The sequence below is a fragment of the Streptomyces sp. NPDC047072 genome (genome assembly GCF_040643855.1).
In the GTDB taxonomy this organism is placed as follows: domain Bacteria; phylum Actinomycetota; class Actinomycetes; order Streptomycetales; family Streptomycetaceae; genus Streptomyces.
This window is the reverse complement of sequence record NZ_JBEYVC010000123.1, coordinates 1-17,165: the sequence shown is the minus strand read 5'-3', so window position 1 is coordinate 17,165 and position 17,165 is coordinate 1. Positions and strand designations below refer to the sequence as shown.

The 17,165-nt window shown below is 72.4% G+C and carries 15 protein-coding genes and 1 pseudogene; 7 read left to right on the top strand and 9 right to left on the bottom strand.

The features are described from left to right. Nucleotides 1-6: 6 nt before the first annotated feature. Nucleotides 7-708, top strand: a complete 702-nt coding sequence (locus tag ABZ896_RS36690) for a response regulator transcription factor (RefSeq protein ID WP_360938894.1) — start codon at nt 7-9, stop codon at nt 706-708. Here ABZ896_RS36690 and ABZ896_RS36685 read toward each other — a convergent pair. Next, nucleotides 698-1,150, bottom strand: a complete 453-nt coding sequence (locus ABZ896_RS36685) for an NAD(P)H-dependent oxidoreductase (protein WP_360938892.1) — start codon at nt 1,148-1,150, stop codon at nt 698-700. The genes ABZ896_RS36690 and ABZ896_RS36685 overlap by 11 nt on opposite strands. A 73-nt stretch (nt 1,151-1,223) precedes the next feature. Between ABZ896_RS36685 and ABZ896_RS36680 the strand changes: the two genes are divergently transcribed. From ABZ896_RS36680 to ABZ896_RS36670, 3 genes are all read left to right on the top strand, one after another. Next, nucleotides 1,224-1,898, top strand: a complete 675-nt coding sequence (locus tag ABZ896_RS36680; RefSeq protein WP_360938890.1) for a class I SAM-dependent methyltransferase — start codon at nt 1,224-1,226, stop codon at nt 1,896-1,898. A 232-nt stretch (nt 1,899-2,130) separates the two neighbouring features. Further along, nucleotides 2,131-2,508: an SH3 domain-containing protein gene (locus tag ABZ896_RS36675; protein WP_360938888.1), complete on the top strand. Its 378-nt coding sequence runs from the start codon at nt 2,131-2,133 to the stop codon at nt 2,506-2,508. A 41-nt stretch (nt 2,509-2,549) separates the two neighbouring features. Next, the gene (locus ABZ896_RS36670) at nt 2,550-2,933 is read left to right on the top strand and encodes a peptidase M23 (RefSeq protein WP_360938886.1); all 384 of its coding nucleotides are present in this window, start codon (nt 2,550-2,552) and stop codon (nt 2,931-2,933) included. 70 nt (nt 2,934-3,003) lie between these two features. Here ABZ896_RS36670 and ABZ896_RS36665 read toward each other — a convergent pair whose 3' ends face one another. The 7 genes from ABZ896_RS36665 to ABZ896_RS36635 all read right to left on the bottom strand — a co-directional run bounded on the left by ABZ896_RS36665 (nt 3,004) and on the right by ABZ896_RS36635 (nt 14,656). Then, nucleotides 3,004-5,991, bottom strand: a complete 2,988-nt coding sequence (locus ABZ896_RS36665; protein ID WP_360938884.1) for a glycosyl hydrolase — start codon at nt 5,989-5,991, stop codon at nt 3,004-3,006. 155 nt (nt 5,992-6,146) lie between these two features. Beyond that, nucleotides 6,147-6,311 (bottom strand): 50S ribosomal protein L33, encoded by a 165-nt coding sequence (gene rpmG, locus ABZ896_RS36660; RefSeq protein ID WP_360938882.1) that lies wholly within the window; start codon nt 6,309-6,311, stop codon nt 6,147-6,149. A 103-nt stretch (nt 6,312-6,414) separates the two neighbouring features. Further along, complete coding sequence (locus ABZ896_RS36655) at nt 6,415-8,319, bottom strand: hypothetical protein (protein WP_360938880.1); 1,905 nt, start codon at nt 8,317-8,319, stop codon at nt 6,415-6,417. Between the two features lie 85 nt (nt 8,320-8,404). Then, entirely contained in the window at nt 8,405-9,082 is a 678-nt protein-coding gene (locus ABZ896_RS36650) for a response regulator transcription factor (protein ID WP_360938878.1), read from the bottom strand. Between the two features lie 22 nt (nt 9,083-9,104). Then, nucleotides 9,105-10,283: a histidine kinase gene (locus ABZ896_RS36645; protein WP_360938876.1), complete on the bottom strand. Its 1,179-nt coding sequence runs from the start codon at nt 10,281-10,283 to the stop codon at nt 9,105-9,107. Nucleotides 10,284-10,401: 118 nt separating this feature from the next. Further along, nucleotides 10,402-12,585, bottom strand: coding sequence for an MMPL family transporter (locus ABZ896_RS36640; RefSeq protein ID WP_360938874.1), 2,184 nt, complete (start codon nt 12,583-12,585; stop codon nt 10,402-10,404). A 109-nt stretch (nt 12,586-12,694) separates the two neighbouring features. Then, nucleotides 12,695-14,656: an AfsR/SARP family transcriptional regulator gene (locus ABZ896_RS36635; protein ID WP_360938872.1), complete on the bottom strand. Its 1,962-nt coding sequence runs from the start codon at nt 14,654-14,656 to the stop codon at nt 12,695-12,697. 148 nt (nt 14,657-14,804) lie between these two features. Here ABZ896_RS36635 and ABZ896_RS36630 point away from each other — a divergent pair, with 148 nt between their 5' ends. The 3 genes and pseudogenes from ABZ896_RS36630 to ABZ896_RS36620 all read left to right on the top strand — a co-directional run bounded on the left by ABZ896_RS36630 (nt 14,805) and on the right by ABZ896_RS36620 (nt 16,872). Next, the gene (locus tag ABZ896_RS36630) at nt 14,805-15,692 is read left to right on the top strand and encodes an alpha/beta hydrolase (protein ID WP_360938870.1); all 888 of its coding nucleotides are present in this window, start codon (nt 14,805-14,807) and stop codon (nt 15,690-15,692) included. A gap of 84 nt (nt 15,693-15,776) precedes the next feature. After that, nucleotides 15,777-16,367, top strand: a pseudogene (locus ABZ896_RS36625) (serine hydrolase domain-containing protein); the annotation flags it as partial. A 37-nt stretch (nt 16,368-16,404) separates the two neighbouring features. Then, nucleotides 16,405-16,872 carry a serine hydrolase gene (locus tag ABZ896_RS36620; RefSeq protein ID WP_360938868.1) on the top strand — a complete coding sequence of 156 codons (468 nt, stop codon included), beginning with the start codon at nt 16,405-16,407 and terminating at the stop codon, nt 16,870-16,872. A 13-nt stretch (nt 16,873-16,885) separates the two neighbouring features. Here the strand turns inward: ABZ896_RS36620 and ABZ896_RS36615 are convergent. Continuing rightward, a partial coding sequence (locus tag ABZ896_RS36615) for a histidine phosphatase family protein (protein WP_360938866.1) occupies nt 16,886-17,165 on the bottom strand: 280 nt, incomplete at its 5' end.

Sequence of the window (17,165 nt, the reverse complement as noted above, 5' to 3'; positions counted from 1 at the left end):
GTCGCGTTGACTGACGGCGTGAACGGTGAGCGGCTGCGGGCCGTCATCGCCGACGACCAGGCCCTCGTACGGACCGGGTTCGGGATGATCCTCGCGGCGGACGGCATCGACGTGACCGCCGAGGCGGCCGACGGGGCGGAGGCGGTCGCCGCGGTCCGCGCGACCCGGCCGGACGTCGTCCTGATGGACATCCGGATGCCCGGCATGGACGGCATCGAGGCCACCCGGCGGATCCTCGCCGACGACGGTGCGGGCGAGGTCCGCGTGATCATCCTGACCACGTACGACCTCGACCACTACGTCTACGCGGCGCTCACCGCGGGGGCCAGCGGCTTCCTGCTCAAGGACGTCACCCCCGAGCACCTGGTGGCCGCCGTACGACTGGTGCGGTCCGGGGACGCCCTGCTGGCGCCCACGATCACCCGCCGCCTCATCGAGCGGTTCGCCCAGCGGGAGGAGGCGCCGTCCCCGGCCGTGGCGCACGCCGGTCTGTCGGGGCTGACGCCCCGCGAGCTGGAAGTGCTGCGGCTGCTCGGGACGGGGCTCAGCAACGCCGAGTTGGCCGAGCGGCTGTTCCTCAGCCAGACGACGGTGAAGACGCACATCGGCCGGATCCTGTCCAAACTCGACCTGCGCGACCGCGTCCAGGCGGTCGTCCTCGCCTACGAAACCGGGCTGGTGACACCCGGAGGCCCGGTCAGCCCATGAGTCCGGCCGCCACGGTCGCCCCCAGCTCCCAGCACGCCTCGATGTCCACCTTGGACGGCTCGCCGGTCACCGTCACCGGCTCGACGGCCCGGCGCCAGCCGAGCCCGGTGGTGATCGCGTCGATCCCGCGCAGGGCGCCGGTGACGTCGTTGCCGCCGTGCACGTAGCAGCCGAACGGGCGCCCGCGCGTCTCGTCGAGGCAGGGGTAGTACACCTGGTCGAAGAAGTGCTTGAGGGCACCGGACATGTAGCCGAGGTTGGCCGGGGTGCCGAGGAGGAACGCGTCCGCCTCCAGGACGTCCGACGCGGTGGCGGACAGGGCGGCGCGCCGGACGACCCGCACGCCCTCGATCTCCGGCGCCGTCGCCCCGGCGACCACGGCCTCGAACATCGCCTGGCAGTTCGGCGAGGGCGTGTGATGCACGATCAGCAGAGTGGGCACGGCGAAACCCTGCCCCGCCTCGGCGTTCGTCCGCAAGCCGGGCCGTTGTGGGCCGGGGCGCGAGGATGCGACGATGCCCGCCCAGCACACCACTACGGGGAGGCGTGTCGTGGTCGACGACGGGCACGGACAGCGGGCGGCGGCGGTCTTCGACGCGCTCGGGCTCACCTACGAGAAGGCGTTCGCCCGCTCCGAGGCGCATCTGGCCTCGCTGGAGTGGCTGCTCGGCCGGCTGGCGCCCGGCAGCCGGGTCCTGGACGTGGGCAGCGGCACCGGCCGGCCCACCGCGTCGACGCTGGCGGCCGCGGGCCACGAGGTGCTGGGGGTCGACGTCTCCCCCGTCATGGTCGAACTGGCCGCCCGCCAGGTGCCGGAGGCCACGTTCCGGCTCGTCGACATCCGCGAAGTACCGCTGGAGGAGGGTGAGTTCGACGCGGTCTGCGTGTACTTCTCACTCCTCCAGCTGTCCCGCGCGGACCAGTCGGAGCTGCTCGGCCGGCTGGCGCGGGCGCTGCGGCCGGGCGGCTCCCTGGTGCTCGCCACCGTGCCCGCGGACGTCGAGGACTTCCCCGTCGACTTCATGGGGCAGCCGGTGCGGGCCACCAGCTTCGACGCCGACGCGCTCAAGGCCGTCGTACGCGGGGCGGGCCTTTCGGTGGAGTCCGAGCGGAACGTGCTCTACACCCCGGACCACCCGGACGGCACCGCCGAACCGCACGTGTTCCTGTACTGCACCCGGACGCCCTGACGACGGCCCCGGGGATCCTGACGACCTCACCCCGGCCCCTGCACATGGGGCTGGGGGAAACCAGCAACTTCGGCCCGGTCCACGAGGAGCACCTGGCCCTGCTGCCGCCTCGTCCGGCCCGGTCCGCGACGACCGCCTGACGGCCGTCGGACCCTGAGAAGTGTCAGGGTCCCACGGGCACCGTCTCTCCCTAGAGTGCTGCGCAGGCCGCATCACCACAGGGGGTAACACCATGACCGTATCCGTCCTCACCAGGGCCGCCCTCGTGGGCGCCGGAGCGATCGCCGTGCTCGGCCCGCTCACCGCCACGAACGCCGTCGCCGCCTCCTCCGACGCCGCTCAGGGTCCGGCCCAGGTGCTGGCGGCGCCCTACGTGGTGGAGCCGTACGAGACCGTCAACGTCCGGAAGGGGCCGTCCAGCCAGACCGAGAAGGTCGGCAGTGTCCCGAAGGGCCAGCCGCGGGGCGCCTACTGCTGGACCTACGGCGAGACCATCACCGACAACGGCTACACCAACAACATCTGGGTGCAGCTCGTGGAGGGGTATGTCAGCGCCGTCTACCTCAAGGGTGACGAGCGCGGCGGACTGCCCGTCTCGGCGAAGTGCTGACCCACGACCATCGCAGCCACCACGACCAGGGGGAACCACCCATGCGCAGTCTGATCCGCCGTTCCGTCGTCGCCCTCGCGGCCACCGCGCTGGCCGCGGGCGCACTCGCCGGCTCCGCGTCGGCCGCGCCCGCGGGCCCGGCCACGGCGACCGGCGGGGACCCGACCCTCACCGACGTCTACATCTGGGCGACCGACGTGAACCTGCGCGCCCAGCCGACCCGGGACTCCGGGATCCTGGCGACGCGTTCGAAGTACTGGCTGGACGCCGTCTGCCAGAAGCAGGGGCAGACCGTCACCGACCCCGCGGTCGGCACCAACAACTGGTGGACGGCGGTGCAGGAGTTCTCGGGCAGTGACATCGCCTACGTGAACAACCTGTACCTGCGGGGCGGCGTGAAGATCGCGGGCGTCCCGGACTGCTGACGCTCCGTCACATCACAGGGCGGGCGCACCCGGTGAGTGCGCCCGCCGTCCGTTCAGGCCACGCTCCCGCTCAGCCCACGGTCATCTGGGCGTACGGCACAAGCCGGACCGGTCCGACGAGCCCGTGGTCCTGGCGTGCCGAACCGCCGAACACCGCCGGCCGGGCGACCCTGAGGCGGTTGAGAAGCGGGGTCGCCACCTCGATCTCGACGGTGTTAGTGCCACGCCGCATCCAGGGGCCGACGTCGACGACCGGGTTCAGCCGGGCGACGGGCGGCAGCCTCCTGCCGTTGACGGTCACCCGGAACGTGTCGCTGACCTGCCCGAGTTCCAGATGCGCGCCGTGCGCGGCCGTCCAGTCGTCCGGCAGCACGACCGTGGTGCGGTACCGGCCGATACCGGCGGAGTCGGTCAGTTCGGGTATCTGCGACCAGGGGCGGAGCGCGTCGAGAGTGACGGAGACCCGGACGTGGTCGGTCCGGGTGGCGTCCGCGCCCGGGTACCAGTCGTCGACCTCCAGCTCCCAGCGTGCGGGCGTGATCGGCGCGGGCACGGCCGGGGTGGTCGTGGTGACGGTACGCCCCTGCGACAGCCGGGTGGTCCAGGTGCCCGCCGAAGCGGCCCGTACGGCGAGGCCCCGCCCGGTGAACAGCACCTCGTCGGCTTCGGTGGCCACGGCGTGCGGGCTGTTGCCGTACCGGTCGCCGAAGAGTCCGGGCCGTCCCAGGGCGACGATCATCGTCTCGCCGGGCTGGAGCGTGACGCGCAGGGTCACGTCGTCGCCGTCCTCGGTGTACCGGGCCAGCCGTACCGCCTCGCCCGTCCAGGGGTTCAGCAGATACGGCACGGTCCTGCCGCGGCGGGTGCGGCGCAGGGTGACGTCGTGGTCGATCGCGGCCACCGGCGGCTTGACCGTCTCGGCGTGCTTGCCGTTGCAGAGGTAGTAGAAGTCCGCGTCGGCGGTGGCCCGGTGGGCGTTGAGGAGCGTGGACACGGTCGCGTGCCGTACGTCGGCGGTGACGCCGAGCGCGGCCAGGGCGTCGCCGACCAGCGCCTTGTCGGTGACCCTGCGGACATGGGGCAGCGCGAGCAACCGGGCGAGGACGGCGCGCAGTTGGTCCGTCTCGCCCTCGGCCGGGACGCCGGGGGTCAGTGCGTCGAAGGCGCCGAGCAGGACCACGGGCAGGCCCGCCTCGGCCAGGGCGAGCACCTTGCGGGCGTCCGAGACGGCAAGGGTGGGCGTGGAGCCGTAGAAGAAGTCGCCCTCGATGAACAGCGCCTTGTAGGCGAGGCCGTCCGGGGCGAGCCGGCCGCCGGAGACGGTGGCGGAAGGCAGGTCGAGCAGGGGTGAGCTGAGGAACTGGTGGGTCCAGCCGAGCGGGACGCCGGTCGCCGTGAACCAGGACGCGCCGATGCCGGTGGCGGTGTAGCCGGTCTGGCGCAGGATCGCCACGTCCGCGCGGGCGGTGCCGCTCTGGAGCACGCTGTGGACGCGGCCGAGATAACCGGCGATGTCCTCGACGTGCCGCCAGGTCGGCTGGCGGGGTCCCCAGGACTCGCCGTAGCCGGGAGCGCCGTTGTACGGGCTGAAGGCGGCGAAGCCGGGCCATTCGGCGCCGGGGACGGTGGCGTAGGAGAAGCCGTGGACGACGGTCTGGTTGACGCCGGCCGCGTAGGCGCCGCCCATGGTGCGCAGGAAGCGGTCCCAAGTGGTGCTGTAGGCCGTGCCGTTGTAGGCGCCCGCCTCGCAGGACAGCACGGTGTGCCCGGCCATGTCCCTGCCGCCAGCCAGACAGCGGTAGTCGTCGAGGTTCTTGAAGCCGAGGGACTCGCCTTCGGGGATGTCGAGGATCGCGGCCGAGGCGATGGCGTCCGTCTGGAGGCCGTAGGGCTGCGAGCGCAGGGTCATGTCGTAGGAGTGCGCCCAGTCGCGCAGGCCGCGCAGATGGTGGCGGTTGAAGAGTCCGGAGACCGTCTCCCAGAAGTCGTGCCGGATCTGGCGGGTCAACTGGGCCTCGAACGCGAAGACTTGGTTGCTCTTGTCGAGCACGATCGCCGGAAGGTACGGCAGCAGCGGCCGCCCGGTGTGCTTCTCGAACGCGGCGGGCAGTCCCGTCGTCCAGGTCAGCCCGTCGGTCTCCAGCTCCACCGAGTCCTCGAAGAAGGAGCCGCCCGTGGCCTTCAACAGCCGTCGCACGGACGGCGTCAGGACGTGGTCCTCCCAGTAGGAGGTGACCGCGCGGGTGCCCGCGGGGCTGAAGTGGTCGACGACGTAGGCGGCGGGCGCGGAGTGCGGACCGGACTCGGGCTGCTGGGCGGAGCCGCGCACCCAGTAGGCGATCAGGACCCAGTCGCCGCCCTCGGGAGCCGTCCAGGTCAGGGTGGAGTCGGTCACGGAGTCCGTCAGGTCGAGCACACTGGCGGGATCGAGGCCCGTCTCCTTGCGGGTGGAGTTGGCGGGGGCGACCAAGGCCGCCTGGACTGCGAGGAGTTGCTGGCGTGTCACTCCGGAGGCCGGGGCGTGCCCGGGAGGCGGGACGGGACCCTGGTAAGTCGTGCCGCCGGCCAACGAGACGCGGCCGTGGACGAGTTCCTTCGCGGCGGCCTCGTCGTCGGGGGTGAGACCGGGGATGGCCACGGGCCAGCTGGGGCCGAGGGTGAGGTCGACGGTCACGCCCCGTCTCACCGCTCTGCGCAGCGCGGCCTCGACACCCTCCCGCCACGGCCCACTGCCCCAGCCGTGGTGGGCGGTGTCCAGGACCGACTTGTCCTTGACGCTGTGGTGGACGGCGGCGATCTCGACCCCGCCGAAGCCCGCGTCGGCGATCTGGTCTATCTCGCGGGCGATCTCGTCGGGGTCGACCAGGCCGTCCGGCCACCACCAGCGGAACCTGGGGCGCACCGCGCGGGCGGGCGAGGTGAACCAGTCGGTTCCGGGCGTCGCCTGAGCGGCCGCGGACGGGATCGTCCCGAACGCGGCCGCGGCGCCCACGGTCAGTCCGGCGGCCAGGACCGTACGCCGGGACATCCCGCCGCGCTGCGGGTCGGCTTCATGCATGTCAGTGCCCCAAGGATGAGTTGAATCGTTTCAATCCCTCACAAACGCCGGAACGCTAAGCCGTGGGCGGGGGCGAGGTCAAGATGTCTGCCGCAACGAAAGGCCCGGCCCCTGCAATGGGGGGGCCGGGCCGGAACTCCGGACGGGGCCGGGGGTCAGCGCTCTTCGCGGAAGAGGACGTGCTCCCCCGCCACCCGGTCGTACTTGCGCAGCACGAGCCGGTCGGGGTCGTTGAGGCGGTTCTTGCGGGTGACGTAGGTGACGCCGGTGCCGGCGGTCGACTTCAGCCGGACGACCGGGCGCACGGTGGTGCGTGCCATGAGGTGCTCCTTCCGACCGCATCACGGGCGGTTGGCCCGTGCATGTCAGTCACGTCGGTCAACGCGGTCCGGGGGCCCCGCATTCCCCGCGGCCGGGGAGACCTCAGGTGCCGTTCGCGGGCTGGGTGTACGTCCGGCCGCCGACTGTCGTGGTGAGCGTGCCGGTCGCCCGGAAGACCGTCTCCCACAGATCGATCGTCAGATGGAACCCGTCGGCGCCGGTCTTCTTGGTGGCCAGCACCTGGCCGCTCCGACCGGTCTTCACCAGATCCGAGTACCAGTCGAGCGTGGTCAGGGTGGAGCTGTGGCTGACGCGCGTCACGCTCTCGGTGCCGTCGAGGAAGGTCCTGCCGTCGTCCGAGTAGCGCGTGTAGCGCAGCGACACGGTCTGCACGCCCGTCCTCGCCTCGTCCCACACGATGTCGGCCTTCGCACCGCCGGACGCCTTCCCGCGCAGGGTGTAGGTGCCCTGGGGCGGGTAGGCCCGCTCCGGCACCGCGCTGCCCGGGACGTAGGGCGTGCCCCACCGCACCCGGTCGGAGACCGGCTTCACCGGCCGGGTACGCACCGGATCGCGGTCCACCAGCTCCGCGAGCATCAGCCGGGTGCGGCGGCCTCCCGGTTCCCGCGACGCCGGACACGGCAGGGGATTCGCCCCGCCGCAGGAGGGCGCCGACACCAGGCGCTCGTGGTACGCGACCGCCGTGCCGTCCGGGGACCAGCGCGGGTCGGCTCCGGCGTTCCAGTCCGGGGAGGTGTTCGCGTAGTTGAGCCGCTGGCCCCGGTAACGGCCGCGGTCGCCCTCCCGGTCGATCAGATAGGGCTGGAAGAAGCGCCGGTCACCGTTGTTGCGCACCGAGGAGACGGCGGAGGTGCTCAGCAGGTCGGTGATCGGCGGGACGCCGGTCATGCCCGACAGGAAGGTCATGCGGTCGCTTCCGCGGGTGTCCAGCGCCACGATCCAGCGGTCGTCCGGGGACGAGTCCACGGGGTCGGTGTACCCGGGGTCGGCCGTCACCCGGCGGACCCTGCCCGTCCGCAGGTCGGCGGCCATCAGGTCCATGTTGGAGGATTCGGCCGGGAACCCGACGTAGAACACCTCCCTGCCGTCCTTCGAGAAGCCGCGCAGCTCGCCGACGGAGGGCACCGAGGCGTCGAAGACGAGCCTGGAGGGGGCCTCGGGGTCGACGTGCACCGGTTGTTCGGTGGTGGTGGCGTCGAACAGGCGCGTGACCTTCTCCAGGTCGTAGCGCGGGGCCCGCGGTGTGCCCGTGTCGGGGGACGGGTCGAACGCTAGCCGGGCGAAGTAGCCGTACTGGTCGAACCGTCCCGCCGTGACCGTGGTGGCGTTGAAGCCGAGGTGCACCTGGTCGGGGTGGAGCCGCAGTTCGCGGATCGTGGTTCCGGCTCCCGAGCCGTCCGCGCTGGTGTTCCACCGGATCGGGTACACCCGCAGGCGGGCCGGGGTGCAGTCCGGCGACGCGAGCCGGTGGGGGCCGCAGTCGAGGACGTTCGTCCCCCACAGCACGCGGCGGCCGTCGGCGAACGGCTGGGGGTAACTGATGTCCGCGTTCATGCCCTGCCGGTTCTCGGGCGGTATGCCACACGTCAGGCACTTCCACGCGTCGCCGTTCGGGAAGGTCTTCCCGTCCGTTCGTACGGCGATCAGCTGGCTGCCGCTGTAGACGCTCGCCGGGTCGGGTGCGGCCGGAGCACCGACGAAGGTCACGTTGGCGGTGACGAGCCGACCGCCGGGAAGGAAACCGCCGGTCCGTAAGCCGCTGCTCCAGCCGGCGGCGACACAACCCGTGCCGCGCGGGTTCACGACACGGGTGCAGGATCCGCTCTCGTTGGAGGGGGCGGTGGGCGGCAGCGGCAGCCTCTTCACCTCGATCCGCTCGGGGGCGGGCGGGGGCGGGGACGCCGAGGTGGCCTCCGCGGGGGACAGGAAGGCGGTGACGCCCAGCAGCGCCAGCAGTGCGGCCAAGCCCTTGGATCTCGTACGCATGACACTCCTTCGATCGGGGTCGTGCTACTGAGGTGTGAACGTCAACGGGCCGTCCGGATGGGTCACTTCGGCGCCGGGTGAGAGCTCAGGCCTGCCGTTCTCCCGGGCGCACCAGGCCGGACTCGTAGGCGATGACGACGAGTTGGGCGCGGTCTCGGGCGTTGAGCTTGGCCATGGCGCGATTGGCGTGGGTCTTGACGGTGACGGGGGTGACGAAGAAGCGTTCGGCGATCTCCGCGTTCGACAGGCCGGCGGCCACGAGGACCAGCACTTCTCGCTCCCGGGGCGTGAGGGAGGCCAGCCGACGGGTGTCGACGAGATCGCCGGGAGCGGGCTGGGAGAGGGCGCGGGCGATGAGACCCTTGGTCACCGCGGGCGAGAGCAACGCCTCGCCGGCCGCGACCAGCCGGACGGCGTCCAGGAGCTGCGCCGGTTCGACTCCCTTGCCCAGGAAGCCGCTCGCGCCGGCCCGGAGCGCCTCGATGACGAGGTCGTCCTCCTCGAAGGTGGTGAGGACGAGGACCTTCACTCCGGCCAGGTCCTCGTCCTGGGCGATCAGGCGGGTGGCCTCGATGCCGTCGACCTCGGGCATCCGGATGTCCATCACCACGACGTCGGCCCGCTCGGACCTGGCGAGGTGCACCGCCTCCCGCCCGTTGGATGCCTCCCCGACGACCTCCAGTTCCGGCTGCGCGTCGATGAGGAGCCTGAAGGTGCCCCGCAGGAGGGCCTGATCGTCGGCGAGCAGGACGCGGATCGTCATGGGCGGTTCTTCCTCGCGGGTGTCAGACGGCGGGGGTGAGCGAGAGCGGCAGTTCGGCGACGACCTGGAAGCCGCCTTCCGGGCGCGGGCCGGCCGTGACGGCTCCGCCGATGGCGACGGCCCGCTCGTGCATGCCCATGAGCCCGTGGCCGGTCCCCGCCCCCTTGGGCGAGCCGGGGCGCCCGTCGTCCGTCACGGTGACCCGCAGACTGTGCGCGCCGTAGTGCAGGACCACGGCGGTCCGGGTCGCGGACGCGTGCTTGTGGGTGTTGGTGAGGGCTTCCTGGACGATGCGGTAGGCGGTGAGCTCGGTGGCGGGCGGCAGCGGGGAGGGAGTGCCGGTGCGGGCCACCCACACGGAGAGCCCGCTCGTGCGGAATCCGCCGACGAGGCTGTCGAGATCGGCCAGGCGGGGAATGGGGGCCCGGGTGCTGGGCGCGTCGTCGGGCCGGCGCAGCAGACCGACGGTCGCGCGCAGTTCGTCGAGTGCGGCACGGCTGTTGTCCTTGATGTGGGCCAGCGCCTCGTACGCCTGGTCGGGGTGGGCCCGCATGAGGTGGTGGGCCACCCCCGCCTGGGCGTTGACGAGGGTGATGTGGTGGGCCACGACGTCGTGCAGATCGCGTGCGATCCGCACGCGCTCCTCGGCCACCCGGCGCCTGGCCTCCTCCTCCTGCATGCGCTCGGCGCGCTCCACGCGGGCCGCGGCCTCGGCGAGGTGGTCGCGGCGGCTGCGGACGGCGCGGCCCAGCGCGGTGGCCGCGATCGCGAAGTCGAACCGCAGCAGGCTGACTCCCCCCGCCAAGATCCCCTCGTGGGTGGCGGAATAGACACCCGTGACAGCCACGCCGGCGGCCAGACCGACGGTCCATGCGGTACGGCGGCTGCCGCGCGTGGCGAGCGTGTACAGGGCGACCAGGCTCGCCGCGGGGGCCAGGGCGAAGTCCGGTTCGAGGGCCATCAGGGTGAGACCTGCCGCCAGCGTGACCAGGGTGACGGCGAGCGGCCGGCGACTGCGGACGGTCAGGGGCAGACAGGACAGCGCCGTCCATGCCACCTCGTCCCAACGCGGCTCGTGCCAGCTGGACTTGCCGGCCGCGGTCGCCGCGGCGGCGACCAGGACCAGCGGCACCGCGGGGAGCGCGTCCCGGATCCGGTCATGACGGTCCAGCCACTGTCGCCCCACCATTCCCACGTCCACCTCCTCACTGTATGCAGCACGGACCGGCGGAACGCCGGGAGAACTCCGCCCGGCCGGACCGCGCCCGATCGTCGGTTCGCCGCGCCCGGGCGCTCCGGCAGGAGCCCTCAGAAAGGCCCTAGTCGCGCGTTCCGGCGGTCTGCGGCTCCCGTACCGGGTGGCGCGGTCGCACCGGCTCGTCCGCGGGGCCTTCCACGGACACGCGGGGCAGTGCCTTGTCCAGCCGGCGGGGCAGCCACCAGTTGGCCCGTCCGCACAGGTGCATCAGGGCGGGGACGACGACCATCCGGATCAGGAGGGCGTCCACGGCGACGGCCACCGCGAGACTGACCCCGAACTCCGAGATCACGCGCATCCCGCCGAAGACGAAGGAGCCGAAGACGCAGACCATGATGGTGGCGGCGACGGCGATCACCTTGCCGGTCTCGGCCTGTCCGACCCGGACCGCTCGCCGGCTGTCACCGGTGTGCGCCCACTCCTCGCGCATCCGGCTGACCAGGAAGACCTGGTAGTCCATGGAGAGTCCGAACATGATGCCGACGACCAGGATCGGCACGAACGACTCGATCGGTCCGGCCGAACCGAGGCCGAGGAGGCCCGCGCCGAAGCCGTACTGGAAGACGACGACGATGGCGCCGAAGGCCACCCCGATACTGAGGATGTTCAGTACGGCGCCCACCGCGGGGATGAGCAGACTGCGGAAGGCGACGGTCAGCAGCAGGAAGCCGAGCGCGGCGATCACCAGCACGAACAGCGGCAGCTTGCCCATCAGCACCGAGGCGAAGTCGTCGTTGCTCGCGGTGACCCCGCCCACGTAGACCTTCATCGACGTGCCCTGCTCGGCCTTCGGGATCACGTCGTCCCGCAGGTGGTGGATCAGGTCGGAGGTGGCGGCCGACTGGGGCGAGGTGGTCGGGACGACGGAGATCACGCCGACCGTCTGCCCCTCCTTCATCGGTGCCGCCTCGGCACTGGCGACACCGTCGACCTGAGCCAGAGCGGTGACCAGCCTCGTCCCGGCTGCCTTGTCCGCGGTCGTGGGAGCCTGGACGGCCAGGACGAGCGGGCCGTTGAAGCCGGGCCCGAAGCCGTCCGCGATCATGTCGTACGCCTGGCGGTTCGTCGAGGTCGTGGGCAGGTTGCCGTCGTCGGAGGCGCCCAGGCGCAGCGCGAGGGTCGGGAACGCGAGCGCCGTCAGCACGGCCAGGGCCGTAAGCCCGAGGGCCTTGGGGTGAGCCTGGACCCGCAGGGCCCACCGATCCCACAGGCCGGGCCGGCCCGAGCCCCGTCCGGCGTGTTCGCGGCGTTCGCCGCGGCTGAGGACCCGGGTGCCGATCATCCCGAGCAGGGCCGGCAGCAGGGTGAGTGCGGCCAGCACGGTGAGGACGACGGTGACGGCCGCGCCGATCGCCATGCCGTTGATGATGCCGACGTCGAGGGTGAGCATGCCGAGCAGCGCGACGACGACGGTCAACCCGGCGAAGAGCACGGCACGGCCGGAGGTGTCGAGGGCCTTGGCCGTCGAGTCGGCGACGCCCATGCCCGCCGTCAGGTGGGCGCGGTGCCGGTTGACGACGAACAGGGCGTAGTCGATGCCCACGCCGAGGCCGATCAGCGATCCGAGGGTGAGCGTGGTGTCGGACAGGGTGATGACGTGGCTGAGCAGGATCACGGTGACCGCGGAGGTCCCGACGCCGACGACGGCCGTGATGATGGGCAGTGCCGCCACCCACACCGCCCGGAACACGAACAGCAGCACGACGAAGGCGAGGACGATGCCCATGGCGTCGGCGACGGCGTTCGGCTCGGGGTTGACGGTGAACGCCTGCCCGTTCAGCGCGATACGCAGACTCTCCGATTCCGGAGCCGTCGCGAGTTCCTTGACGTGGTCGATCTGCGCGTCGGAGACGTTCTGGTCGAACGCGACCGTGGCGTAGGCCGTGCCGCCGTCCTTGCTGACCTGTCCCCTGCCGTCCGGCGCATAGGGGCTGGTCACAGCCGCTACCCCGGGGGCGTCGGCGATGTGCTCCAACGCCTCGGTCATCGTCTTCTCCGCCACCGGGCCGGTGATCTTGCCGTCCGTGGACTGCCAGACGACCCTGCCGCTCTTGCCCGCCGCGCTGTTCGACGACTGCTGCAGCAGGGCCGTCGCCCTGGCCGAGTCGGTGTCCTGCGAGGTCGGGCTGTTGCCGAAGTCGCTACCGGCCGCGCCGACCCCGGCGCCGAGGGCGAGCAACAGCCCCACCCAGGCGAGGACGACGACGAGCCGGTGCCTGTGGCACCAGCGGGCGAGAGATGACATCGACGAGCCTTCCCGGAAAATGCCGTGAGAACGGGCCGGTGATCACGGCCCGCTCTCACGGTCGCAGTTCCCAGGGCTGTCGTCGTTGGCCGTTCGCAGACACTTCGGCCTACTGCGATCGCAGCAGGCCCAAGGCGTCCAGGTGATCCGTCACGGAGCCTGCCGTGAGCAATCCACTGGCCGCTCCGGCGAGTTGACCCCTCGCCGGTTCAAGTGCGGTGTACGCGCGGTGCATCAGGGCTTGGTCGTCCACTTGGATCGCCGCACGGGCGACGAGGGTCCACAGGGCCTCGTACAGGAGGTCGCGGGGTGGCTCCGGTACGGATCGCAGCAGGCGTACGGCGTCCTGGTCGCGGCCCTCGCCCAGCAGCAACAGAGGTCGCACCCACGGCTCGTAGGGTCCCCAGTCGGCGTGCTCGTCGGCGGTGACCGGCGCACCGTGGTGGACACGGAGGCACAGCAGGGCGAGCGGCAGGAGGCCTTGCTCCAGGCCGGGCATCCCGGCGCCGTCAAGGGACTTGGCGGCTTCCCGGTACGCGGCCTCGCCGGCCTCCAGGGGTTCCGTCGTGGCGGTGCGCAGCGCCCGGTACCAGGTGGTGAAGACGGAGACGAGGGGCAGTTCGTGACGTTCGGCGAGAGTGTCGGCGGCGGAGGCGTATCTGTCGGCCGCCGTGAAGTCGGCTGTCGCGCAGTGGCTTTGCAGGCGGATCAGGTGGCCGAGGACCTCGTAGGTGAACAGGCCGTGCTGTGCGGCGACCGACGTGATCTCGGCACCGATCGCGTCGCGTCGGCCGGCGAGTCCGGCCCGCTCGAAGGTCTGCATGAAAAGGCCGTTGAGGGCGAAGACGAGCAGGGGCGCGTCGTTGAGGCGGCGGGCGGTGCGGACGGCTTCTCGGGCGGCTCGGAGGGGGCGGTCGTCCACGAGCACGCCCCGCGACTCGATCGCGATCGTGGCCAGCAGCCGCGCCCGGGACGCCTCGTGTGCGTCCGGCGCCAAGTCGCGCAGCGTCCGCTCCGCCGCTGCCACCACGCGGGCTGCCTGGGCGGAGTCGTCGCAGCGGGTCCAGATCGCGGGGACGTCGTAGGCGCCGATGACGCGTGCCGTCAGCTCCGGGTCGCCGAGTTGCTCCGCCGCCACCACGGCCGCCTCGCGGTGCCGGCGTGCCGCGACCAGGCCGCCTCCGCCGGTCACCGCCAGGTCGCGCATCAGGCCCGCCGTCGACTCGAGGCGGGTCCGGCCCCCGGCCATGCTCTCGTACGACGCCGTAGCGCGCGCCCAGATCTGCGTGGCCGTGTCCGTCGGGCCCGGGTCCAGGTGGTCGGCGTGGCGGAGGATGTCCTGCTCGGTGCGGTTCAGGCGGGGCCCCGGCTCCACGCCGAGGTGCTCGCGGAGCATGCGCCGGGCGCGCCGGAGGACGGACAGGGCGTCGGCCTGGCGGCCGGAGCGGTACAGGGCCACGGCGAGAAGGTGCCAGGCGTCCTCCCGCCACGGGTGCTCGGCGAGGTGTGCGTCCAGGTCGGGTACGGCCTCGGCGGCTGCCCCCAGTCCGATCCGGGCCTCCGCCCGGCGCTCGACAGCAGTCAGGCGCAGCTCGGTGAGCCGGGAGCGTTCCGCGCGCGCCCATGGTGCCTCGGGAAAGTCGGCGTAGGCAGGACCGCGCCACAGGTCCAGCGCGGTGGTCAGTTCGGTCACCGCCCGGGCGGGCGGCAGGGTGGCCGCGTCGGCGAGGACGCGCTCGAAGCGCCAGGCGTCGACACGGTCCGCGTCGGCGCGCAGGGCGTAGCCGGGGCCTTCGGTGACGAGCAGCCGGGACGGGGTACGGCGGGGCCGCTCCGGCTCCAGAGCCCGCCGGAGCGCGGCGACGAAGGTCCGCAGGGTGCCCACCGCGTCCTCGGGCGGATGCCCACCCCATACGTCCTCCACCAGCAGCGGTACCGGTACGACCCGGCGGCGGGCGACCAGGAGCCGGGCGAGCACCGCACGGTGCCTGGGCCCCCGCAGGGCGATCGGCTCCCCCGTCCCGTCCCAGGCGGCCACCGCCCCGAGGACGCCGAACTCGATCACACGCACCACCTCAACGTACACGCGCTCATCGCCTGCTCATTCGCGCCCCGGATCCTGAGGACACCGGCGCCACCGGGCCCGGCCGCCATCCCCGTACACCGCTCGTCACACGACCTGACACACGACCTGTCGCACGACCGAAGAGAGCCCAGCCGTGAAACCCACCCTCCCCGGATTCGCCCACCACCGCGTGCCGGTCGCCGAGGACGTCTCCCTCCACGTGGCCGTGGGCGGGTCCGGCGCCCCCGTCGTCCTCCTGCACGGCTTTCCGCAGACCCACCTCATGTGGCGGCACGTCGCGGCGGACCTGGCCGCCGACCACACCGTCATCTGCCCCGACCTGCGCGGCTACGGAGACAGCGACAAGCCACGGGAGGACGGGCCGGACACGTACTCCAAGCGGACCATGGCCCAGGACGTCGTGACGCTGGCGCGGGAGCTGGGGCACGACCGGTTCGCGCTGGCCGGGCACGACCGGGGCGCGCTCGTGGCGTTCCGGGCGGGCCTCGACCACCCGGACGCGGTCTCCCACCTGGCCTGCCTGGACATCCTCCCGACCCTCGACATGTGGAACGCCCTGCACGGCACCTCGGCCGCGGTCGGCTTCCACCTCTATCTGATGGCCCAGCCGCCGGGGCTCGCCGAGCGGATGATCTCCGCGAGCGCGGACGTGTTCTTCGGGCACTTCCTGGACGTCTGGACGAACCGTCCCGACGCGATCCCGCCGGAGATCCGGGCGGAGTATCTGCGGGCCAGCCGCGAGGCGGTCCCGTCGATCGTCGCCGACTACCGCGCCTCCGCGGGCGTCGACGTCGAGCACGACGAGGCCGACCGCGCGACGGGCAACCGGCTGACGATGCCCGTCACCGTGCTCCAGCAGGACTGGGGCGCCGCGCTCGGCTACGAGGCGACCGCGCTGTGGGAGGCATGGGCCGCCGACCTTCGTCATACGACCGTCTCCTGCGGCCACTTCATGGCGGAGGAGGCCCCGGCGGACATCGCCGAGGCGCTGCGGGACCTGATGTCCCGTCAAGGGGTCTGACCGGCCGACCCGTTGCTCCATATACCCCTCCCCCGTATTGTCCGGAGCCTGACCCGGATCCGGCGAGACGGACGGAGGGGCACGATGGAGGTCGAAGGGTTCACCGAGCCCGGATACGAGCAAGTACGCGTCGTTCTACAGGAGTTGGTGGACGAGGGCCTGGAGACGGGAGCGGGGGTGTCGGTCTGGCGGGAAGGCCGTGAGGTGGTGCGCCTGAGCGCGGGCTGGGCCGACTCCGGGCGCAGCCGCCCATGGCGTGACGACACGCTCGTCATGCCGTACTCCCTCTCCAAGTCCTTCGTGACGCTCGCGGCGTTGGTGGCGGTCCGTGACGGCGCCCTGAGTCTCGACGAGCCGATCGCCGGCCACTGGAAGGAGTACGGCGTCGGGGGCAAGGACCGGACCACCCTCCGCCAGCTGCTCACCCATCGTGCGGGCCAGCCCCGCTTCCCCGCCGAGGCCGCCGGACTCGACCTGCTCGACGACACCGGCCTGCGCCGCAGCCTGGAGGGGGCGGCTCCGGAGTACGTCCCCGGCACCTCCCTCGGCGAGCACGCGCTGACCTACGGCCACCTGGTGGACGGGGTGCTGCGGGCCGCCGTAGGAGCCACGTTGGGCGAGGTGTTCCACGGCGTCGTACGGCCCGCGCTCGGTCTCGACGCCTGGTTCGGGGTGCGGGACGGGGACTTGGAGCGGGTCGCCGACCTCGAGTATGCGCACCCCGACCGGCCGCAACAGCTGCACGCGCGGCCGTGGTTGGAGATACCGGACGGCGCCCTGTCCCCGGACCGGACGAACTCCCGGGCCTGGCGGCAGTCAGGTGTTCGGCGCGACCAACCTCCAGACGACGGCGAGTACCATGGCGGGCTTCTTCGCCCGGCTCACGGACGAAGAAGGGCCGCTACGCCAACTCCTGGGCCCCGAGCTGCACACCGCGCTCCTCACCCCCCAAGTCACCGACTTCGACGAGGTCTTCGGCACCCGGCTGACCTGGACGCTGGGGTTCGTGCGCGACAAGGGAAAGATCGCCAAGGGCGGTATCGGCGGGTCGGCGGCCTGGTGGTCGTTGCGGCACGGCCACGCCTGCGCCTATCTCACCCGGCGGCTGGACGACCACGCCCGCGCCGCACGGATCGCCGTGGCGCTCGGCGACGATCTGACGGTGGTCGGCGAGGACTGAACAGCCGCCGCGCCTAGGCCGTCCGCAGGTTCCAGCGCCCCGCCCGGCCGGTGAGCCGGACGGACGTCAGGGGCGGTACGTCGATCCGCCAGAACGCCTCGTGCGGAGCGCCCAGCGCGTGGATCACCGCGGCCCGGGCCACGGCCTGTTCGACCACCGCCAGCACCCGGCCCGCGTCGGGCGGGAGCGCGTCCAGCCAGTCGGCGACCCGACGGCACACGCTCGCCACGGACTCGCCGCCGTGCGGCGCCGCCCGCGGGTCCGCGAGCCAACTCGCCAGCCCCGCCCCGTCG

Excerpts from the sequence above, each read along its gene's own strand:
- ABZ896_RS36680 (WP_360938890.1), top strand. The coding sequence starts at position 1,224 with ATGCCCGCCCAGCACACCACTACGGGGAGGCGTGTCGTGGTCGACGAC.
- ABZ896_RS36675 (WP_360938888.1), top strand. The coding sequence starts at position 2,131 with ATGACCGTATCCGTCCTCACCAGGGCCGCCCTCGTGGGCGCCGGAGCG.
- ABZ896_RS36670 (WP_360938886.1), top strand. The coding sequence starts at position 2,550 with ATGCGCAGTCTGATCCGCCGTTCCGTCGTCGCCCTCGCGGCCACCGCG.
- ABZ896_RS36665 (WP_360938884.1), bottom strand. The coding sequence starts at position 5,991 with ATGCATGAAGCCGACCCGCAGCGCGGCGGGATGTCCCGGCGTACGGTC.
- rpmG (WP_360938882.1), bottom strand. The coding sequence starts at position 6,311 with ATGGCACGCACCACCGTGCGCCCGGTCGTCCGGCTGAAGTCGACCGCC.
- ABZ896_RS36655 (WP_360938880.1), bottom strand. The coding sequence starts at position 8,319 with ATGCGTACGAGATCCAAGGGCTTGGCCGCACTGCTGGCGCTGCTGGGC.
- ABZ896_RS36650 (WP_360938878.1), bottom strand. The coding sequence starts at position 9,082 with ATGACGATCCGCGTCCTGCTCGCCGACGATCAGGCCCTCCTGCGGGGC.
- ABZ896_RS36640 (WP_360938874.1), bottom strand. The coding sequence starts at position 12,585 with ATGTCATCTCTCGCCCGCTGGTGCCACAGGCACCGGCTCGTCGTCGTC.
- ABZ896_RS36620 (WP_360938868.1), top strand. The coding sequence starts at position 16,405 with ATGCGCACCCCGACCGGCCGCAACAGCTGCACGCGCGGCCGTGGTTGG.